Annotated in this window: 20 protein-coding genes; 3 read left to right on the forward strand and 17 right to left on the reverse strand. The window is 38.3% G+C overall.

Annotated elements, in window-relative coordinates; all coding sequences use genetic code 11:
* Positions 1-84 precede the first annotated feature (84 nt).
* The 3 genes from Q0A08_RS10250 to Q0A08_RS10260 all read left to right on the forward strand — a co-directional run bounded on the left by Q0A08_RS10250 (position 85) and on the right by Q0A08_RS10260 (position 3987).
* Entirely contained in the window at positions 85-1203 is a 1119-nt protein-coding gene (locus tag Q0A08_RS10250) for a TRAP transporter substrate-binding protein (RefSeq protein WP_438466937.1), read from the forward strand.
* A 504-nt stretch (positions 1204-1707) separates the two neighbouring features.
* Positions 1708-2862, forward strand: a complete 1155-nt coding sequence (locus Q0A08_RS10255; protein WP_438466939.1) for a hypothetical protein — start codon at positions 1708-1710, stop codon at positions 2860-2862.
* A 345-nt stretch (positions 2863-3207) separates the two neighbouring features.
* Positions 3208-3987, forward strand: coding sequence for an outer membrane protein (locus tag Q0A08_RS10260; RefSeq protein WP_438466941.1), 780 nt, complete (start codon positions 3208-3210; stop codon positions 3985-3987).
* Positions 3988-4080: 93 nt separating this feature from the next.
* On the opposite strand, the gene Q0A08_RS10265 is transcribed toward Q0A08_RS10260, so the two are convergent.
* From Q0A08_RS10265 to Q0A08_RS10345, 17 genes are all read right to left on the reverse strand, one after another.
* On the reverse strand, positions 4081-4383 hold the full coding sequence (locus tag Q0A08_RS10265) for a hypothetical protein (protein ID WP_438466943.1): 303 nt from the start codon (positions 4381-4383) through the stop codon (positions 4081-4083).
* 35 nt (positions 4384-4418) lie between these two features.
* Positions 4419-4676: a hypothetical protein gene (locus tag Q0A08_RS10270; RefSeq protein ID WP_438466945.1), complete on the reverse strand. Its 258-nt coding sequence runs from the start codon at positions 4674-4676 to the stop codon at positions 4419-4421.
* A 490-nt stretch (positions 4677-5166) separates the two neighbouring features.
* A complete protein-coding gene (locus Q0A08_RS10275) occupies positions 5167-6039 on the reverse strand; it encodes an antA/AntB antirepressor family protein (protein ID WP_438466947.1) in 873 nt (290 codons plus the stop codon).
* Positions 6040-6570: 531 nt separating this feature from the next.
* Complete coding sequence (locus tag Q0A08_RS10280) at positions 6571-7317, reverse strand: ankyrin repeat domain-containing protein (RefSeq protein WP_438466949.1); 747 nt, start codon at positions 7315-7317, stop codon at positions 6571-6573.
* Positions 7318-7970: 653 nt separating this feature from the next.
* Positions 7971-8507 (reverse strand): hypothetical protein, encoded by a 537-nt coding sequence (locus Q0A08_RS10285; RefSeq protein WP_438466951.1) that lies wholly within the window; start codon positions 8505-8507, stop codon positions 7971-7973.
* Positions 8508-8557: 50 nt separating this feature from the next.
* Positions 8558-8986, reverse strand: coding sequence for a hypothetical protein (locus Q0A08_RS10290; RefSeq protein WP_438466953.1), 429 nt, complete (start codon positions 8984-8986; stop codon positions 8558-8560).
* 459 nt (positions 8987-9445) lie between these two features.
* Complete coding sequence (locus tag Q0A08_RS10295) at positions 9446-10177, reverse strand: ankyrin repeat domain-containing protein (RefSeq protein WP_438466955.1); 732 nt, start codon at positions 10175-10177, stop codon at positions 9446-9448.
* Between the two features lie 457 nt (positions 10178-10634).
* Positions 10635-11069 carry a hypothetical protein gene (locus Q0A08_RS10300; protein WP_438466956.1) on the reverse strand — a complete coding sequence of 145 codons (435 nt, stop codon included), beginning with the start codon at positions 11067-11069 and terminating at the stop codon, positions 10635-10637.
* An 817-nt stretch (positions 11070-11886) separates the two neighbouring features.
* On the reverse strand, positions 11887-12237 hold the full coding sequence (locus Q0A08_RS10305) for a hypothetical protein (RefSeq protein ID WP_438466958.1): 351 nt from the start codon (positions 12235-12237) through the stop codon (positions 11887-11889).
* Positions 12238-12314: 77 nt separating this feature from the next.
* Positions 12315-12545 carry a hypothetical protein gene (locus Q0A08_RS10310; RefSeq protein WP_438466960.1) on the reverse strand — a complete coding sequence of 77 codons (231 nt, stop codon included), beginning with the start codon at positions 12543-12545 and terminating at the stop codon, positions 12315-12317.
* 121 nt (positions 12546-12666) lie between these two features.
* Positions 12667-13164 carry a hypothetical protein gene (locus Q0A08_RS10315; protein ID WP_438466962.1) on the reverse strand — a complete coding sequence of 166 codons (498 nt, stop codon included), beginning with the start codon at positions 13162-13164 and terminating at the stop codon, positions 12667-12669.
* A gap of 324 nt (positions 13165-13488) precedes the next feature.
* Entirely contained in the window at positions 13489-13818 is a 330-nt protein-coding gene (locus Q0A08_RS10320; protein ID WP_438466963.1) for a hypothetical protein, read from the reverse strand.
* Positions 13819-14555: 737 nt separating this feature from the next.
* Positions 14556-14990, reverse strand: coding sequence for a hypothetical protein (locus tag Q0A08_RS10325; protein WP_438466965.1), 435 nt, complete (start codon positions 14988-14990; stop codon positions 14556-14558).
* Between the two features lie 425 nt (positions 14991-15415).
* Complete coding sequence (locus Q0A08_RS10330; RefSeq protein ID WP_438466967.1) at positions 15416-16168, reverse strand: contractile injection system protein, VgrG/Pvc8 family; 753 nt, start codon at positions 16166-16168, stop codon at positions 15416-15418.
* 260 nt (positions 16169-16428) lie between these two features.
* On the reverse strand, positions 16429-16653 hold the full coding sequence (locus Q0A08_RS10335) for a tail protein X (RefSeq protein ID WP_438466968.1): 225 nt from the start codon (positions 16651-16653) through the stop codon (positions 16429-16431).
* Entirely contained in the window at positions 16637-17029 is a 393-nt protein-coding gene (locus Q0A08_RS10340) for a phage tail protein (protein ID WP_438466970.1), read from the reverse strand. Before Q0A08_RS10340 ends, Q0A08_RS10335 begins: the two co-directional genes overlap by 17 nt.
* A 26-nt stretch (positions 17030-17055) precedes the next feature.
* Positions 17056-17832 carry a hypothetical protein gene (locus Q0A08_RS10345; RefSeq protein ID WP_438466972.1) on the reverse strand — a complete coding sequence of 259 codons (777 nt, stop codon included), beginning with the start codon at positions 17830-17832 and terminating at the stop codon, positions 17056-17058.
* Positions 17833-17842: the final 10 nt, after the last annotated feature.

The raw sequence follows: 17842 nt of genomic DNA on the forward strand, positions 1-17842 counted from the left end.
TCTATTCTAAAGTAATAAAGCAAACCTATTTAGCTTGTCTATACTAAGCTCTAGACAAGCATATATTCACCTGACGGGAGACTAATGGATAAAACCAGACGCCTTTGGATTTCAAGGCTTATTAAAGGCAGTGGATGCGTAGCGTTATGTACTAACCATCCTTTGCTGACAGCCATTGAGTCGAGCTCTGAAAGTGATGTTGAAATTCGAAACTCCGCTGAATACATAATGACTTATGCCTCTCCCTATGTAAGTAATGCTTACAAATACTGCCCTCATATGCACTTCGAATTTAAAAAGAATATTGAAGAAATGTCTTCTGGCAGAATTTACGTTGATATCAAAGACAATGGCATCTTAGGGACGGGCCATGAACTAATGGCCAAGGTAGCAAGAGGTGCTATTTCAGCAGGATTAGTCTCGGTTTCCAACCTAACACCCGCAGCCCCTGAACTCGATATTCTTAATATTCCGTTTTGGTCAGCTACAGACCAAGCTTATTTAAACCTTGTTACCTCTAATACTTGGAAAGAACTCATTATTAATAGAGTGAAATCTCAGGGAAAATTAGATGTTTTATTTCATTACTTACCGGGCTCAAGAACAGCAAGTTCAACCGTGAAATACGGTAAAGTCATTAGACGGCCCGACGAGGTTAAAGGCACTATTTTTCGTATACCTAACAGTAACGCACTCAAAAATTTTTACGAATTAGCTGGCGCATCACCTGTAGATGTTGACTGGGTAAGCGTTGCCGCTATGGCACAATACGGTCGGATTGAAGCATTAGACCCTAGTATTATTGGCCTACATAATGGGCCTCAAGGCTTACGTCATCAAATTGGAAACATCTCACAAATTCAAAGTGTTTATGATGGCTGGATAGCAGTAGTAAGCCAACAATGGTTTAACCGCTTACCTTTAGAATTAAAACTAGTACTCAAAGATGCTTCTGAAAAAACCTTTAGAGAACATTTAAGCAGTATCAGCCAAGTAAGAGGGGATTGTACACACAGCTTTGAAGGCTTAGGCACTAGCATTTATATTCCCACCCATGAAGAAAGAGAAGAATGGATTAGACGCTGTGGACCAAATAACGAAACATGGACCGCTATCAAAAGAAATATATTAGGGGACGATAAAATCTTCCAAAAACTGGTGGATGCCACAAAAACCAATAATGGTTATAGCATTACCTCTTGAAAGCAGCTAAGAAGATTATTAACTAGCACAAAAAAGCCCATTAGAAACTAATCTAAGGGGCTTTTTAATGTATGAATAACCAAAGCTACCAATACATTTTAATGGTAGGGCTAGGCAGATTCGAACTGCCGACCTCATCCATGTCAAAGTCAATTCAGAGCCAGAATAAACCTTTGAATTTAAAGGGTTTTCGAGAATTTATTTCCAAATTTTTCTAGAAATCGTGTCTTTATAAATCAACAACTTACAAGCAATTTGAAAACTCATTTCCGAAGCTTTATTCAACTTAGAGTAGCAGAAGTTTAAGGTAAGAAGCCAATGTCATTTTTTGAATGAAACAATATTTTTTAAAATTATAATTTTCGTTCAGACTAAAAAAGTGAAACCAAAATCTACACAGTAAATCATTCAAAATCATGAGCGTGTATTACCGTGTAATAGAAAGTTTTCTGAAACTGTATATTTTTTAACCTCCAAAGAAAATTAATTAAAGGAATAACTGATATGTCTTTAGCCTTAGCGATTAAAAAAAATGCACCAAAAGCTTCAACAAACGAAGCTTATCAAAAAAATGTAATTACAGTTAATAACTTGATGGTTAGCATTTCGGCAAGCCAGTTACCGGTTCTCAATACTCCGCCTTCAAACTGGGATGAGTTTGTAAACACTTATACTGCAGCTAAAGCAGATGCATTAAGTTGGACAAACAATGTTATGGCAAGGCTCTTAAGTGTTCCAGATAGTGTACAAAGCTATAATGGAATAATTTCTCAGTTATTGAATGATGCAAAAACACAAACTGAAAATTTAATAAAGAAACCTACAGATGTTAACAGCCAACAATTATTAAAAAGTGATCTTACAAGTATCTCAAGCCAACTGAGATTAGTTATTACATTTGTAACAGGGGCAGTTGATGCACTAACAAAATTTCAAAACGTATTACCACAAATGGCTAAAGAGCTAAATTCTATTGCTGATTTAGCCATAAAAACATCAGATGCTGATGAAGCAAAAATTGAAGAACTAACAACCATGATTGCTAATCTCAGAAATGAAATTGATTCTTTGACAGCGGCTATTATAGGCCTTGGTATTGCAGATGGGGTTGCTTTTACACTAGGTACTGTTGCAACAATAGCTGCTTGGCCTGTTGGAGCATTAACATGGTTTGTGATGGGTCCGATTGTTGCGGTATCTTCAACTTACATTGCATTAGACGCATTACAAATAGAAGCGGATAAAGCCAAAATTGAAGCAAAACAAAAAGAGATGGATGAATTAACTGCAGATGTATCAACTTTAAAAATTTTAGCAGACAATTATCAAGCATTTGCAACTAAGTCAAAAGAAGTGCAAACGAATCTAAAAGCAATTTTAGATGAATGGCTTGCTTTAGAAAGTGAGATAAATAGTGCTATTTCCGACATTCATACAGCAACATCAGACGCTAAATCAGAAAACTTTACTGCAGTGTTAGATGATATTAATGAAGCAATCAAAGAATGGAACGCTGCCTATAATCAAGCAGGAACTCTTAAGCTCAATCTAGAAGCAAGTGATGCAGACCTTGAAATAGGCATGTCTTCTGAGCAAGTGCAAGAAGCCCTAGGAAAAGCAACGACAGTTGGCATAATTGATTTTTATAATGCAGCTTAAAGAATGTAACTAACAGAATTAATATAATCAATCCTATCAACTTTTCTTAAACACTTTAGACTAAAGCCTACCGAATGGTAGGCTTATCCAATTATCCATCTCAATTTTTTAGAATACTCTCAAAGTATATAGGCCAATAGGTAATGCACTTCACATATACGAAGTGAAAATACACTAAGGATATGCCATATTGTGTAAAATCTTCTGCTTCAGAGCTTCGAAAGACATTCTTAGAACCTTCAGTAAATAAGCGTTCACTAATTTAGTTTTTTAAAATAAAATACGGCGGAATCAACTATAAATAACAAAATTATATTTTACCGCACCATAAATTAGGGACAATTCATGAACAAACTCTCTACATATTCACTTACTGTAGCAATAGCTCTTGGAAGTTCAGTTACGCAAGCAGAAGAAACAGAAATTGTAAACTGGGAAGGCCTTTATACAGGTATTGCTATTGGCACCTCTTCAAGTACAGCATCACCGACATCACAAGTAGAATATGATGGCAGTTACTTTAACGATAATAGTTCAGGAAGTGATCGAGACCAAGTTAATCCAATCTTACAAAAAGAACTGGATGGTAATTCAATAAGTGGCTCTCTATTTCTAGGATATCACTTCCAAACTGATAGATTTGTATATGGCGTTGAAGCAGACCTAACTCATTCAGATTTTTCTGAATCAATGTCTGAGGGGCCTACAAATTTCGATACAACATCAGGCACTTCAAATTTCACAATAACCTCAAGTGCTAAGTCTGATTATATGCTTAGTATTCGACCTAAAGTTGGCTATACAACTGGCAACTTCCTTATGCATTTTTCTGCTGGCCCTGTCATTTCAGAATTTTCAACTACCAATACCTATTCTGATACACATGGAACAGGTCATAATACCAGTATTGAAAATAAGGAAACGTCTATCGGTGTATCTGCAAACTTAGGTTTTGATTACCTAATATCTAGCGACCTATCTTTACGATTCGATTATACCTATTTGAACTTTAGCGATATTATGGATGAAAAGGTTGATGTAGATAACGATGGCGATACAGATATCACTTATGGATCTGATTTCTCTTCTCAAAACCTTCGCTTAGCACTGACTAAACAGTTCTAATTGCATCAGATTACAAAGCCGACCACAAGAGTCGGCTTTTTTATGCCTTAAAATTTCAATCCAAGAAGCCGTTGTTGATAAAAGGTATAAACATCAATAAACTTTACTGTTCATGTGTGCGATGTGCAGGCGTTCTCTGGCGATACCGTATAGTCTGGGGTTGGTGGTTTTGAGTGTTGGGAAGATGGCGCCTTCGAAGTCTCTTTTCATCGCGGTGGTGTGGGAGTGGATGAGTTTCATATTGTACTCGTAGAACCCAATACGGCGCTCCATTGAGGCGACGTATTCGCTTGTTGGGTTGTCTGCTCTGCCCAGGTACTCGCCTTCTATCGCTGTTTCGATAAAGATTAAGCTTTGCTCCAATTGAGCAAGGGTTGCCTGATCCAGTTTGCTCACATCAACTTAACTTATCTCAATGTAGATCCACTTTTTCATTCAATTTTTTTTGAACCTGAAAAAATAAGGTAAAAAGTACAAATTGCTGCGGTCCATCCAATTAAGTTTGTATCACTCAATTTATCAATATTAATAAAAGGGGCAGCTCCTGCAAAAATAACGACAATCATTTTAACATAATATACTGAAGGTACTCTTCGTATTAAAATATCAAAAAATGCAAAACTGATACGAAATAGTAGTGTAGAAAATATTAAAAAAGCAAAATCTATTATCTCTCTATCAATTTGCATAATACCTCTTATTTTAACCATCTTAAAATCTATTCACACAGTCATCAAATGTTAAAGAAATATACAATGACTGTCATGAAAATAGCTTTCTACGTAGACAATGTTCACTTTATCTATAGTCATTATTATACTGCTTCCCTAGTTTGTACATTAAATAAACCATGTAAACTAGATTGAAAACTACAAAGATAAAATTTGGGAGGTTTTCAGACAAAACACCTACTTGAGCTAGGGTTAGTGGTATAGCTGAAAAAGACATGCTCAAAAATAATGGCACCGGATATAGCCATCTTTTTACTTTTACTAATTTATACAAAGATAAAACAACAGCCCTCACAATAATAAAGGCCAAAATTAAGGCTATGAATTCTAAGTACTCACTCTTAAAGAGCTCCATATACATTTTTCCATTTTATTAATGTATTGATCTTAAACACCTTTAAGACAAAAGCCCACTGGTTTAGTGGGCGTTCTCCAGTCTGCATGCTTATCAATAAACTTTACTGTTCATGTGTGCGATGTGCAGGCGCTCTCTGGCGATGCCGTATAGTCTGGGGTTGGTGGTTTTGAGTGTTGGGAAGATGGCGCCTTCGAAGTCTTTTTTCATCTCGGTGGTGTGGGAGTGGATGAGTTTCATATTGTACTCATAGAACTCTATACGGCGTTCCATTGAGGCGACGTATTCGCTGGTTGGGTTGTTTGCTCTGCCCAGGTACTCGCCTTCTATCGCTGTTTGGATAAAGATTAAGCCTTTCTCTAATTGTGCTGGGGTTGCCTCATCCAGTTTTCTCACACCTAGGTAGTTATTCACCTCTTCGCCAATTTTAGCGCACTCGACACTCATATGGTGTTTAGAGCGTTTATTGGCTAACGCTAAAATATTCCCTTCTAGCAGCTTGGCCATGGTTCTGGTCGCTTCGTTTGCGGGGTCGATCGCTTGGTTTTCTATGGCTGGAGATTGCGAGTTAGTGGCTTTGAGTTGGCGTTCGCAGTTGATAAAGTAGCGGCGGGCTTCGCGGCCTTTTTCGTTCCTTTCTACCATGGCGAGTTCTTTCGCCATATCGAGGGTGATGAAGTAGTCTTTTGTCGGCCTACCGCCCGTATTTGGGGTTTTCGCCCGTTTTGGCGAAAACCCATTTTGATCATTTAAAGAGATCAAAATGAAATCTTCATCTTCAACAAATTTATATTGATTGATTCTGGCTTTCATCCAATTAGAGAAATCACGACCAACTTCTAAAAAGGCATGTAAATCACGGGAATAAACAGTATCGCAAGTTTGATCATTGATGACGTGAGAATGTAATGAAAGGATTTCGGTAGAGTTCAAGCTCTCTACTTGTTGTTCGGATTGCATAGCCATCTGTGGCCTCCTACGGTCTAATTTTGACCACCAGATGAGGTACTAATCTCAAAAGGCGGTGGGTCTGAATTAGGTTAGTACTACCGCCCGTAGGAACGGCCTAGCCGAAGCTAGCCCAACAAAGACCCACCATAACAGGCGGACTCCGGCCACAAAAAAACACGCGGTGCGTGTTTGAGGCCGCTACGGAAAAACGGGGTACTAATCCCGGCACTGGATTTTGCCAGTGCCATTAAATGGTAGACCTAAGAGGGTTTAGGTGTCAATGAGAGAGTAAATATAAATGAATTAGCGGTAAAATGATGAAGATTCAGCCTGCATCTCATCACTAGTACACAGAAATAAGCAAAGTACATAATGATAATACAATGTATCTTGAAGGCTTATTAGAAATTTACAGCTAACTAAAAAAGGGCATATTAGACTCCTCATCCTTGAGTAAATTCAATAGAACTAGATCATGAATAAAAATAATCTTACTGGAATGAATGCACTATTTAAACTCTCATATTTAGTATGCTGATAGATTAATTAAAGTGGGACCCTAGGATTTAGAACCAATCCTTTATCATTAAAAAAACCAAAAACTTTTCTTCTCCATTGCCCCTGTTCGCCACTAACACCTAATCCTTGTACTTCAACATATGTGACAACACTTTTCCCATATTTATTAATATAACTATAGTTTGCGCCTGAATTTAACAGAATAAATAAAGCCTCCCATTTCCCTGTTGCTGCCGCTAACATTAATGGAGTAAATTCGACTCTATCAGTAATATTTACATCAGCTCCGAAGGAGATCAATAATTTCATATTATTCAGTCGATTAGTGTTTATAGCATCAAATATAGGAGGTAATGTAGTAAACTCATCTTTGATAATTAAATTAGGATCAGCTCCATTATCAAGAAACATTGATAATATTTTTTCATTTTTATATGAGGAAGCTAAACCTATTAATGATTTTTTTTTATAAACACCACTTTTTAAATTTGGATTTGCTCCTAATTTCAAAAGTTTACTTATTAAGAGGTAGTCTTCGTTTAGCAAAGAAACTAGAAGTAGGGATTTACCTTTTCTATCAATAAAATTTATATCAATTTTCTCTTTATCGATAATTTTTTTAATGGTTCCTAAATCATTATCGGATAAGATTTCCAATAAATTTTCAACGCTGTCTCTCTGATCTGAAGCAAGATCAAACTCATTCAATAAAGGTGGCTCTGATCTGCAACTAATAAGAAGGCCACATATTAAAATAGGTATAAGCTTCTTCATCCTTGTCTCCTTTTTAATCAATTACATCATACATACTTTGCATTGAATGCCCTATAGTATGAGGTATAACAACTCGTGTACCTATTACTTACTTTAGTGAAAAAGCCCCAACAACCAGCGCTTTAGCATCCGGTATATTGCCTGGCAACTCTAGAGTGAGCTTAGCCCCTTGCTTACGCTGTGTTTTTAAAGCTCGTCTTTGGCCGCTTTCATGGCGGTTGTTTGGGTTAAATAGGCTTGCCTCAGTTTCTTAAAAGGCGCACTGCCTGTGCTGATGGTGTGCTACTCCCCTGTTTTGCTGTCGGTCCTGTTGGCTATTCTAAATATGCTTGACCCCCTATAAATACGAAAATTAAAAACATGTAGAAATAGTAGAAGTAATAAAAGAACACACTACGTTCCTTCATTCGCTTTAGTATTGCTTTATGTTTAACATAACTTCCCTTTTCTTTATCATCTGTTACGCATTTCTTATAAGGCGCGTCTGTTTCATCAAATATTTCTATAGAGTATCTTTTATATAAATAAACATAATACGCTACAAATGGGCTTCCCATAATCAACACTAATAAGTTTAAGAAAATCCAATTATCCACTTAATAAATACCCTTAAAAATTTTATTGTAACTACAAATTAATTACTTTTGATCAAGCTACCTATCCCTATCTTTTGGCTTGCCAATTCCACTCGAAAGGTAGCAGATTACTCTCCAAATCAAACGTCCAAAAAAGCCTACCTGCTCTATAAACGCTATAGTAAAAGCCCAAACAAATGCAGCGCAAAATAGCATCAAAAAGTATGACTTTTCTGCTTGATAAAGCTCTTCCCCGTCGCCCTCTACTCTAAGTACAAACTCATGTGGAAGAGAATGAATGCTTGATGCTTTTTCTAAGAAAGACCTTCTAAGCCTTTCGCAGTCAGAGAATTCAAATGACTCTTGAATTCTTAGTTTTTTAGCATTAGGCGATAATAAACTCATTTCATATGAATTAGCATTCTCACCTATATAGCAATTTACATTAGTCCCTGAAAAAGGATAAACCTTTGTATTAGCATCACGCCATGTATAGTTCTGATAAAAGACACTCGCCACGATAAGTAAGGCAAGATAAAGAAGCGCCCACTTATTAAATATTATTCTACCTTTTGATTTACTTTCTTTTGGTTTACTTTCTTTTGGTTCTTGCAATTAGTTAATTCCCTTTGTAGTACACTCATAAAATTTAAAACTATTGAGTATTAATTAATCTCAATTATGCACCTTTTTACATAATTACCAAGTGACTTAATTTTTAGGTATTTAACAGTTATTGATTGATTATGGTTAACTAAGCCTTTGCCACTTAAGCATTGTCTATCATAATAATAAAGATCAAACCTAACACCATCTACTTTAAAAACATCTTTACCACCATAGGATTTTAGGCCATCAACAATACCATTTACCTTATAGAATCGGCCATTCTCAAAGTCATTTTTAAAAATTTTTGATTGGTAAAGTTCAAAGATTGCGTTAAAAGAAAGAAAAGAAGATATAACAAAAAATATCATTATTATGGGTTTATTAACGTATTTATTTTTTCTCCAAATAAACACGCTTAAGCCAAATAGTAAAACCCAAGAAAAGGCAATATAACCCCAGCTATTTTCAATAAACTCAAAAAGCATCTTAATTTATCTCAGTTAACATATTATTTATAAACAAGGTAATTTTTATCGAAAACTATCCTTATATGTATTTAAGCTCATGATCTTACGTCTCTTTATCACGTTTTTAAACCTTTAACTTTAAGGCCTTTCAAGTAGCACTCGCCCTCACCAGCACCTGCTCTCTAAACTAGACAAGCCTGCTTGTTCCCGCTGGCGGTGACGGATTCTATTCGCCACTCGCCCTCAAGAATCACAGGGAAGCTCCCGTTTAAGATCAGCTGGGCCCCAACGACTAACGCATGGGAATCAGGAATGTTGCCCGGCACATTCTCGATTAGAGAGCGGTGAGCTTAGATCCTTGCTTACGCTGTGTTTTTTAAGAGTTCGTCTTTGGCTGCTTTGTATGCAGCATCTTGGCTTGAATAGGCTTGCCGCAGCTTCTTAAAAGGCGCACTGATAATTTGAGAATTGATAAAATCATTTATAAATATCTTTTATTTTTACACCTCTATCTAAATAGAATTCAAAAACTTTTTCTCTCCAAGGGCTATCCTCACCCAAACCTTGAATCTCAATAGTATCAACGATTGTTTTATTAAAATTATTTTTAAGAAACGGGTCACTCCCAGCATTTAATAAAAAGTATAAAGCTTCCCAGTCACCCCTACCTGCCGCAACTTTTGCTACAGTATTGCCAAATCGATTTTTCTGATCCAAGTTTGCACCTACTTCAATCATAACCTTAAAGTTCTGAACTCGATCAGCAGACAGCGCATCAAAAATAGGAGATGGATTTAAAGAACTTTGATTCAATACATAATTAGGATCAGCATCATACTCAAGCAATAACGTTAAGAAGCTTGAATTTTTATAGGATGCAGCTAGCCCCATTGCAGAGATACCTTCATAAGAGCTTCCCTTGGCATTAGGATCTGCTCCAAGTTCTAATAATGCTTTAGCCACTTTATGGTTTTCATTGAGTATTGAGAGAACTAACAGGGAAAGTTTATTATTATTTACGAAGTTAATATCAAAATTATTTTCTTCAATATATTTTCGTGCATCACTTAGATCATTACTTTTTAAGGTTGAGACAAATTCATTCATTTCATGTTGGTTAGTTGACCCCTCTACGACACCATGCAAAACGTATTTATTTGAACTACAACCAACAAATAAAAAAACAACCATTAAAAATATGTATTTCATGCCCTTCCTTAGTAACTCTTTATTAAACTCTCAGCAAGATAGAGGTTATATCAAATTTAATTTAAAGCTACTATTTATACAGACTCGCCCTCACCTGCACCCGCTCTCTAAACTAGACAAGCCTGCTTGTTCCCACTGGCGGTGACGGACTCTATTCGCAACTCGCCCTCAAGAATCGCAGGAAGCTCCCGTCTAATATCAGCTGAGCCCAACAACTAGCGCCTGAGAATCAGGTATGTTTCTTGGTACATTCTCGATTAGACTCTCTGTTAGATAAGTGTGAGCTTAGACCCTTGCTTACGTTGTGTTTTTAAGAGCTCGTCTTTGGCCGCTTTCATGGCGGTGGCTTGGGTTAAATAGGCTTGCTGCAGCTTCTTAAAAGGCGCACTGCCTGTGCTGATGGTGTGCTCCTCACCAAAATTTTAAATAGACTACCAAAAATGTAGAGCATTCCTTTTTAAGTCTTGGAATACTCTATATCAATAATACATTGGCTACCTTCATTTCGAAACAGACCAGTTTTTACAAATTTGATAGTTACATTCATATTTTCTTCTATTAGGTTATGCACACTTATACAATGAATTTCATTATGGTCGATTTCAAACTTTGTATTATCAATCATAAAAGAATCCATTCCATTAAAGTTTTCAAGATTTTTTATATTCCCTGTCGCAACGGAAAAGTCACTATTTTTAACTCTCTCAGTTATAATGGAGAGTTTATTGTAACTATAAAGAGCAGCTCCCCCTATCAATATAAGAAAAATACTCATAGCTAAAACAAAGTTTTTTTTAAGATTCTTATTACGTTTATAAAAAAAATATGTAGTGCAATAACTAGCGAATAATGACCAAATGATATAAAACGAATTAAACTCAACTTCTGACATTGTGCTTTCTCAAATTAAAATCAATTAAATAAGGCTATAAAGACTTCCGTATTAAGATAAAGTCCAAAAGAAAAGCACATTAATCGCAATATTTTTGACTCTCCCGCTTTCAAGGAGTGTGATGAAATCAAATAAATATCTAACTTAAAAACATATCTATAAATGAATAAATAATTTATTAGCAATCCAAAGACAATATATTTTATTGAGTGAATGATGCTACTGCTCTCACTTAACAAAAATAACGAGAACGAAGAAAGTGCTACAACAAACCAATAAAGCATCTTCAATTGTTTAGTAAGGTCTAACGTTTCCATAAACTTTATCATGAAACTTCACGTCCTCGTTTTTAAGTTCTCTATTCCATATAACCTCATGATCTTACGTCTCTTTATCTCGCTTTTAAACCTTTAACCTAAACCCTTTCAAGTATCACTCGCCTTCACTAACACCCTATAGCCGGGCTTGTTCCCGCTGGCGGTGACGGATTCTATTCGCCACTCTCCAGATAAAACAGCCGGAAAGCTCGTGTCTAATATCAGCTGAGCCCCAACGACTAACGCCTGAGAATTCGGTATGTTTCTTGGTACATTCTCGATTAGAGAGCTGTGAGCTTAGACCCTTGCTTACGCTGTGTTTTTAAGAGCTCGTCTTGCACTGCTTTTGTCGCGGTACCTTGGCTTGAATAGGCTTGCCGCAGTTTCTTAAAAGGCGCACTGCCTGTGCTGATGGTGTGCTCCTCTCTTATAGCTCCCCATGCAACCTCTAACAAAAAATCAATAAATCTATTATCTGGATAAAGCTATAAGTGAAATGATTAAAAGAAGAATACCGTGTACACAATTCCAGAAAAAGCAATGCCATTTATTATCAAAAAATGCTTTTTAATTATTATGCTTTCTGGATCAGTAACTTTTATTTTATGCAATTTTTCAGTCATTATTGAAATTGCAGGAGCCATAGTTCGATTTGAGTATAAATCCGTTATATATAAATCAAGTCCAACAAATAGCACAAATGCATTAATGAATGAGCCATTAATTAAATAGTAAGAAGTTGCTGCAATTGAAACAAACAGAACTCTAACTAAATAATTGTTTTTATATCTAGAAATCAACCTCGAAAATTTAGAAGAAAAGATCAACCCGACAAACTTATCGCCTAGCATTAAAGTCTCCAAAAGCAATATAACCTCATGATATTACGTCTCTTTATCTCATTTTTAAACCTTTAACCTAAACCCTTTCAAGTAGCACTTGCCTTCACTAGAACCTTATAGCCCTGCTTATTCCCGCTGGCAGTGACGGACTCTATTCGCCACTCTCCAGCTAAAATTGCAGGAAAGCTCCCGTCTAATATCAGCTGAGCCCCAACAACTAGCGCCTTGTAATCAGGTATGTTACCTGGCACTTCTAGGGTGAGCTTATACCCTTGCTTACGCTGCGTTTTTAAGAGTTCGTCTTTGGCTGCTTTCATTGCAGTGCCTTGGTTCAAATGGGCTTGCCGCAGCTTCTTAAAAGGCGCACTGCCTGTGCTGATGGTGTGCTCCTCCCCTGTTTTGTAAATAAAGCTAAGTACCTCAGATTATTAAAGGGAATCAAAATAGTTTTATGATTTCATTATACATTTTCATTTGTTTGAAATAAGCATAGGCAATAACAGCAAGAGTAATTAATATTATTAAAACTGCCACTTCAAGCCCATTTATTGCTCCAAGTAAAATAAATGCAGAATAAGCAAAAACAACAGACCAATTAAGTAATCCTTTAATCACTACTTTATCATCAGTCATTTTAATAACAGCATTCATGACAGTAACTGTATGAGGACCTTTTTGTACTAACTTTTCTCTTATGTATATAGTATTTGAATCTTTTTCAAAAAATACTATTTGAGATAAGTTTAGCTCATTAATTACATCACTAACTTTTTCAACTAGTTTTTTATCACTTCTAATTTTATTACTTGTGTTTTTATTATAAATAGTCACATTGTAATTATAAAAAAATGAATTCCAAGTATGTTCAAAAACAACTCCTAGCAACATTAATGCAAGTAAGATGTAAACAAGTAAAAAGTACAAATCATCACTCACTTTATTTTTCTCTCTATTTATCCATTTCTATACAGGCATATGCCCGACACATATAAAACAGTTTCATTCTGTTTATAGCCTCATGATCTTACGCATTTTTATCTAAACTTTAAATCCTAAACACTAAACTCTTTCAAGTATCATTAGTGCTCGCCTTCACCAACACCCTATAGCCCTGCTTATTCCCGCTGGCGTTGACGGACTCTATTAGCCACGTTCCCTTTAATATTGCAGGAAAGCTCCCGTCTAATATCAGCTGAGCCCCAAAAACCAGCGCTTTGTGATCAGGTATGTTGCTTGGCACATTCTCGATTAGACTCTCTGTCAGATACGTGTGAGCTTAGATCCTTGCTTACGCTGTGTTTTTAAGAGTTCGTCTTTGGCTACTTTCATGGCGGTGGCTTGAGTTGAATGGGCTTGCCTCAGCTTCTTAAAAGGCGCACTGCCTGTGCTGATGGTGTGCTCCTCCCCTGTTTCACTGTCGGTCCAGTTGGCTTTGATGCCATTTACCGAAGATCGGCTTGATTGCTCTAGTTGGCAGTTGATAAAGCCGCTGTCGCTGGGTGTGTTCTTGCTCGGCATGGATAAGGTGACGGTGGGTAGACGCTGACCTGAGAGGGTTTTCTCCCGACCTTTTGGGGCCAAGACGTACAAGTCGTTAACCGGCTTTGCGATTACTTTTATTTCATCTATGTACGTTTCTCCCCCATCTAAAACCATAATAAATAGGGTATAAAACCAATATTATTGAGCATAATACTTCATTTATATTGTTATTAACGATATATTCCCTATTTAAAAGAAATAATGGAATACGCACCTCAATTACAATAAAAAAAATCAGTAAAAAAGCGTAATAGATATGGATGGATTTTTTGCTTTTAATATACTTTGTTATAAAAGAATTCAGAATTATTGTGAATATTATGTAAAAAATAACTACCAAAAGTTTATCCTATTAATATTTTTAAGTGGCTCGTGATCTTAACTCTCTTTATCTCGCTTTTAAACCTTTTACTTTAAGCTCTTTCAAGTAGCACTTGCCTTCACTAGAACTCGATAACCTTGCTTGTTCCCGTTGGCGGTGACGGACTCTATTCGCCACTCTCCAGCTAAAATCGCAGGAAAGCTCCCGTCTAATATCAGCTGGGCACCAACCACTAACGCCTGAGAATCAGGTATGTTTCTTGGTACATTCTCGATTAGAGAGCGGTGAGCTTAGCCCCTTGCCTACGCTGCATTTTTAAGAGCTCGTCTTTGGCCGCTTTCATGGCGGTGGCTTGAGTTGAATGGGCTTGCCTCAGCTTCTTAAAAGGCGCACTGCCTGTGCTGATGGTGTGTTCCTCTTCGAAATTTAAAATAGACTACCAAAAATGTAGAGCGTTTCTTTTTTAACTCCTGGAATACTCTATATCAATAATACATTGGCCACCTTCTTTTCGAAACAGACCAGTTTTTACAAATTTGATAGTTACATTCATATTTTCTTCTAGTAGCTTCTGAACACTTAAACAATGAATTTCATTATGGTCGATTTCAAACTTTGTATTATCAATCATAAAGGAATCCATTCCGTTAAAATTTTCTAGATTTTTTATACTCCCTGTTGCAACGGAAACGTCATTATTTTTAACTCTCTCAGCTATCATGGAGAGTTTATTGTAACTATAAAGAGCAGCTCCCCCTGTCAATATAAGAAAAATACTCATAGCTAAAGCAAAGCTTTTTTTAAGATTCTTATTACGTTTATAAAAAAAGTATGTAGTGCAATAACTAACGAATAATGACCAAAGGATATAAAACGAATTAAACTCAACTTCTGACATTGTGCTCTCTAAAATTAAAATCAATTAAATAAGACTATAAAGACTTCCGTATTAATATAAAGCCCAAAAGAAAAGCACATTAATCGCAATATTTTTGACTCTCCTGCTTTCAAGGAGTGTGATGAAATCAAATAAATATCTAACTTAAAAACATATCTATAAATGAATAAATAATTTACTAGTAATCCAAAGACAATATATTTTATTGAGTGAATGATGCTACTACTCTCACTTAACAAAAATAAAGAGAAAGAAGAAAGTGCTACAACAAGCCAGTAAAGCATCTTCAATTGTTTAGTAAGGTCTAACGTTTCCATAAACTTCATCATGAAACTTCTCGTCCTCGTTTTTAAGTTCTCTATTCCATATAACCTCATGATCTTACGTCTCTTTATCTCGCTTTTAAACCTTTAACCTAAACCCTTTCAAGTATCACTCGCCTTCACTAACACCCTATAGCCCTGCTTATTCCCGCTGGCGGTGACGGACTCTATTCGCCACGCTCCAGCTAAAATCGCAGGAAAGCTCCCATCTAAGATCAGCTGAGCGCCAACGACTAGCGCCTCGTGATCTGGTATGTTGCCTGGCACTTCTAGGGTGAGCTTAGACCCTTGCCTACGCTGCATTTTTAAGAGCTCATCTTTGGCTGCTTTCATGGCGGTGGCTTGAGTTGAATGGGCTTGCCTCAGCTTCTTAAAAGGCGCACTGCCTGTGCTGATGGTGTGCTCCTCCCCTGTTTCACTGTCGGTCCAGTTGGCTTTGATGCCATTTACCGAAGATCGGCTTGATTGCTCTAGTTGGCAGTTGATAAAGCCGCTGTCGCTGGGTGTGTTTTTGCTCGGCATGGATAAGGTGACTGTGGGCAAACGCTGGCCTGAGAGGGTTTTCTCTCGCCCTTTTGGGGCTAAGACGTATAAGTCGTTTACCGGCTTTGCGATGGCGTCTCGCTCTCTGGCAAGCCTTGTCAGAAAGGCAACGTCTGTTTCATCTGTTTGGTCTAGGTGCTCGATGAGTTCGTCTTCATATTCGGGGGCGACTCTGGGGCTAAAGCCGTGGGCGGTGACAACTTGTCGAAAGAGATCGGCAAGGGTGATGTTCTCGAAGGTTTTGGTTTGTCGTTCTTTAAAGCGGGTGTTGTCTTCGACTTGAAAGGGGGCGGCGGTTGCGACGATTGTCATGGTGGGCGGGAAGAGTACGGGGGTGATTCGGGTGATTTTAAATGCCCCTCTGTCTATTAGGGTGTCGTCTACGCCTTCGTGCCAGTTGAGTATGGCGCCTTCTTTGGGTAATCCGTCTTGATTTTGGGTGTCGATAACGAGGGTGATTTGATCGGTTTGTATGCCAGGTGCATCGGTTCGTTTCCATGAGATGAGGCGTTGGTTGATGATGTTGGCGAGTTGCTTTGATTCGCTGGTGACTTGAACAATTGGTTTGTAGCCTAATCCCATATGTTTACCATGCTGTCTGTTTGGATTTGTTCTTGAGCCTGCTGAGAGAGTGCTGGCAAGGTGATGAGTACGTCTGCGGGTAAGATGGGGCCGTATTGTGTGAGGTGTGGGTTTAAGGTGTAGAGTGCTCGCTCGGCTTCGTCGTCTGTGCGCTTTAGGCCCATCCAGAGGATAAGGCTGATGCTGTCGCCTTCTCGGCTACGTAATGTTTTCACCTGCGTATTCCTCTAGTTCTAGGGTGAATGACAAGGTGATGGGAGTGCCATCGTCTATGATGCGGTCTTGTTTTTCGTTTAGGCGCTTTATCGTCCAGAGACCAAGATTGTTGCCATAACCATCTGCGAGTACGAGTGGCTCTCGCTGGTTTTGCAGTGTGCGCAGGCTTGCAAGGTTATCCAGCCCTTCGGCTTTAAACCATGTGCCAGTGAGGCTGATATTCTCAAGGCTTTGGCCTGTGTTTTGGCTGATGGGCTTTTGGCCGTATCGGGTGATGGTGCGCCAACCACCATCGCTGGTACGTTGTAGGCCTGTATAGGGTGTGCCTTGGCCGAGTGAGAACACAAAGCCACCGAGGGACATCATTTGTTTCATTGGGGTCTCTTTTGGAAGTAAGCAAGTTAAGAGTTTTGATTATCCGACAAGCTAGCATCGATACTCATTGCCACAGCTGAGCCGCCCATTAAGGTTGGGGTGAGTTCGTCCTTTAAGCGTTGGATTATTTGGTCGCTTAGTTCTTGGTCGTAACTTGGGTTACCTGTTGGCGTTAGGTTGATTACTGGCGCAAAGCTCACTGAGGTTTGCTTGGCTTTGTTTTGCTGCTGTGCAAGCTGATTGGCTGGCCCGTTTGCGCTGGCATTGGCTATGGGTTGAGCGGTTTTGTCTTCTGACATCCAATTAGGGAGCTGCTCCCCTAGCCAATTGCTTAAGCGGTTTAGGGTGTTTGGTTCGGTTGCTTTGGTTTGCTGGTTTTCGTCTTCGTCATCATTAAAAAGACTGCCAACTTTACTGCCTGCCCATTCACCTAATGCGCCACCGCCGAGGCCACCGACAATAGAGCCGAGTACACCACCTACTGCTGTACCGATAACAGGTACGACTGACCCAATGGCTGCTCCAGCCATTGCCCCTGCGGCTGCGCCACCAATACCACCTGCCATATCACCTGCTGTAGCGCCGATTTGTTCGTTGTCGCCTTCTGAAATTGCTGAGGTTAAAGCCGCACCTGAAAGGGCTATATCTAAAGGTCGAAAGAGTTTGCCTGCGCCTTTCATCATGCCTGCCATGGGCAAGGCTTCGGTTAGGCTACCTGCTGCGCCTGCGATATCCGCACCTGCCATGGCAATGTTGCTTAAATCCATACCACCTGCGTTAGCAGCCCCTGAGAAAAGCGACAAGGCCGCACCA

The sequence above is a fragment of the Marinomonas sp. PE14-40 genome (assembly GCF_051623805.1).
GTDB lineage: Bacteria > Pseudomonadota > Gammaproteobacteria > Pseudomonadales > Marinomonadaceae > Marinomonas.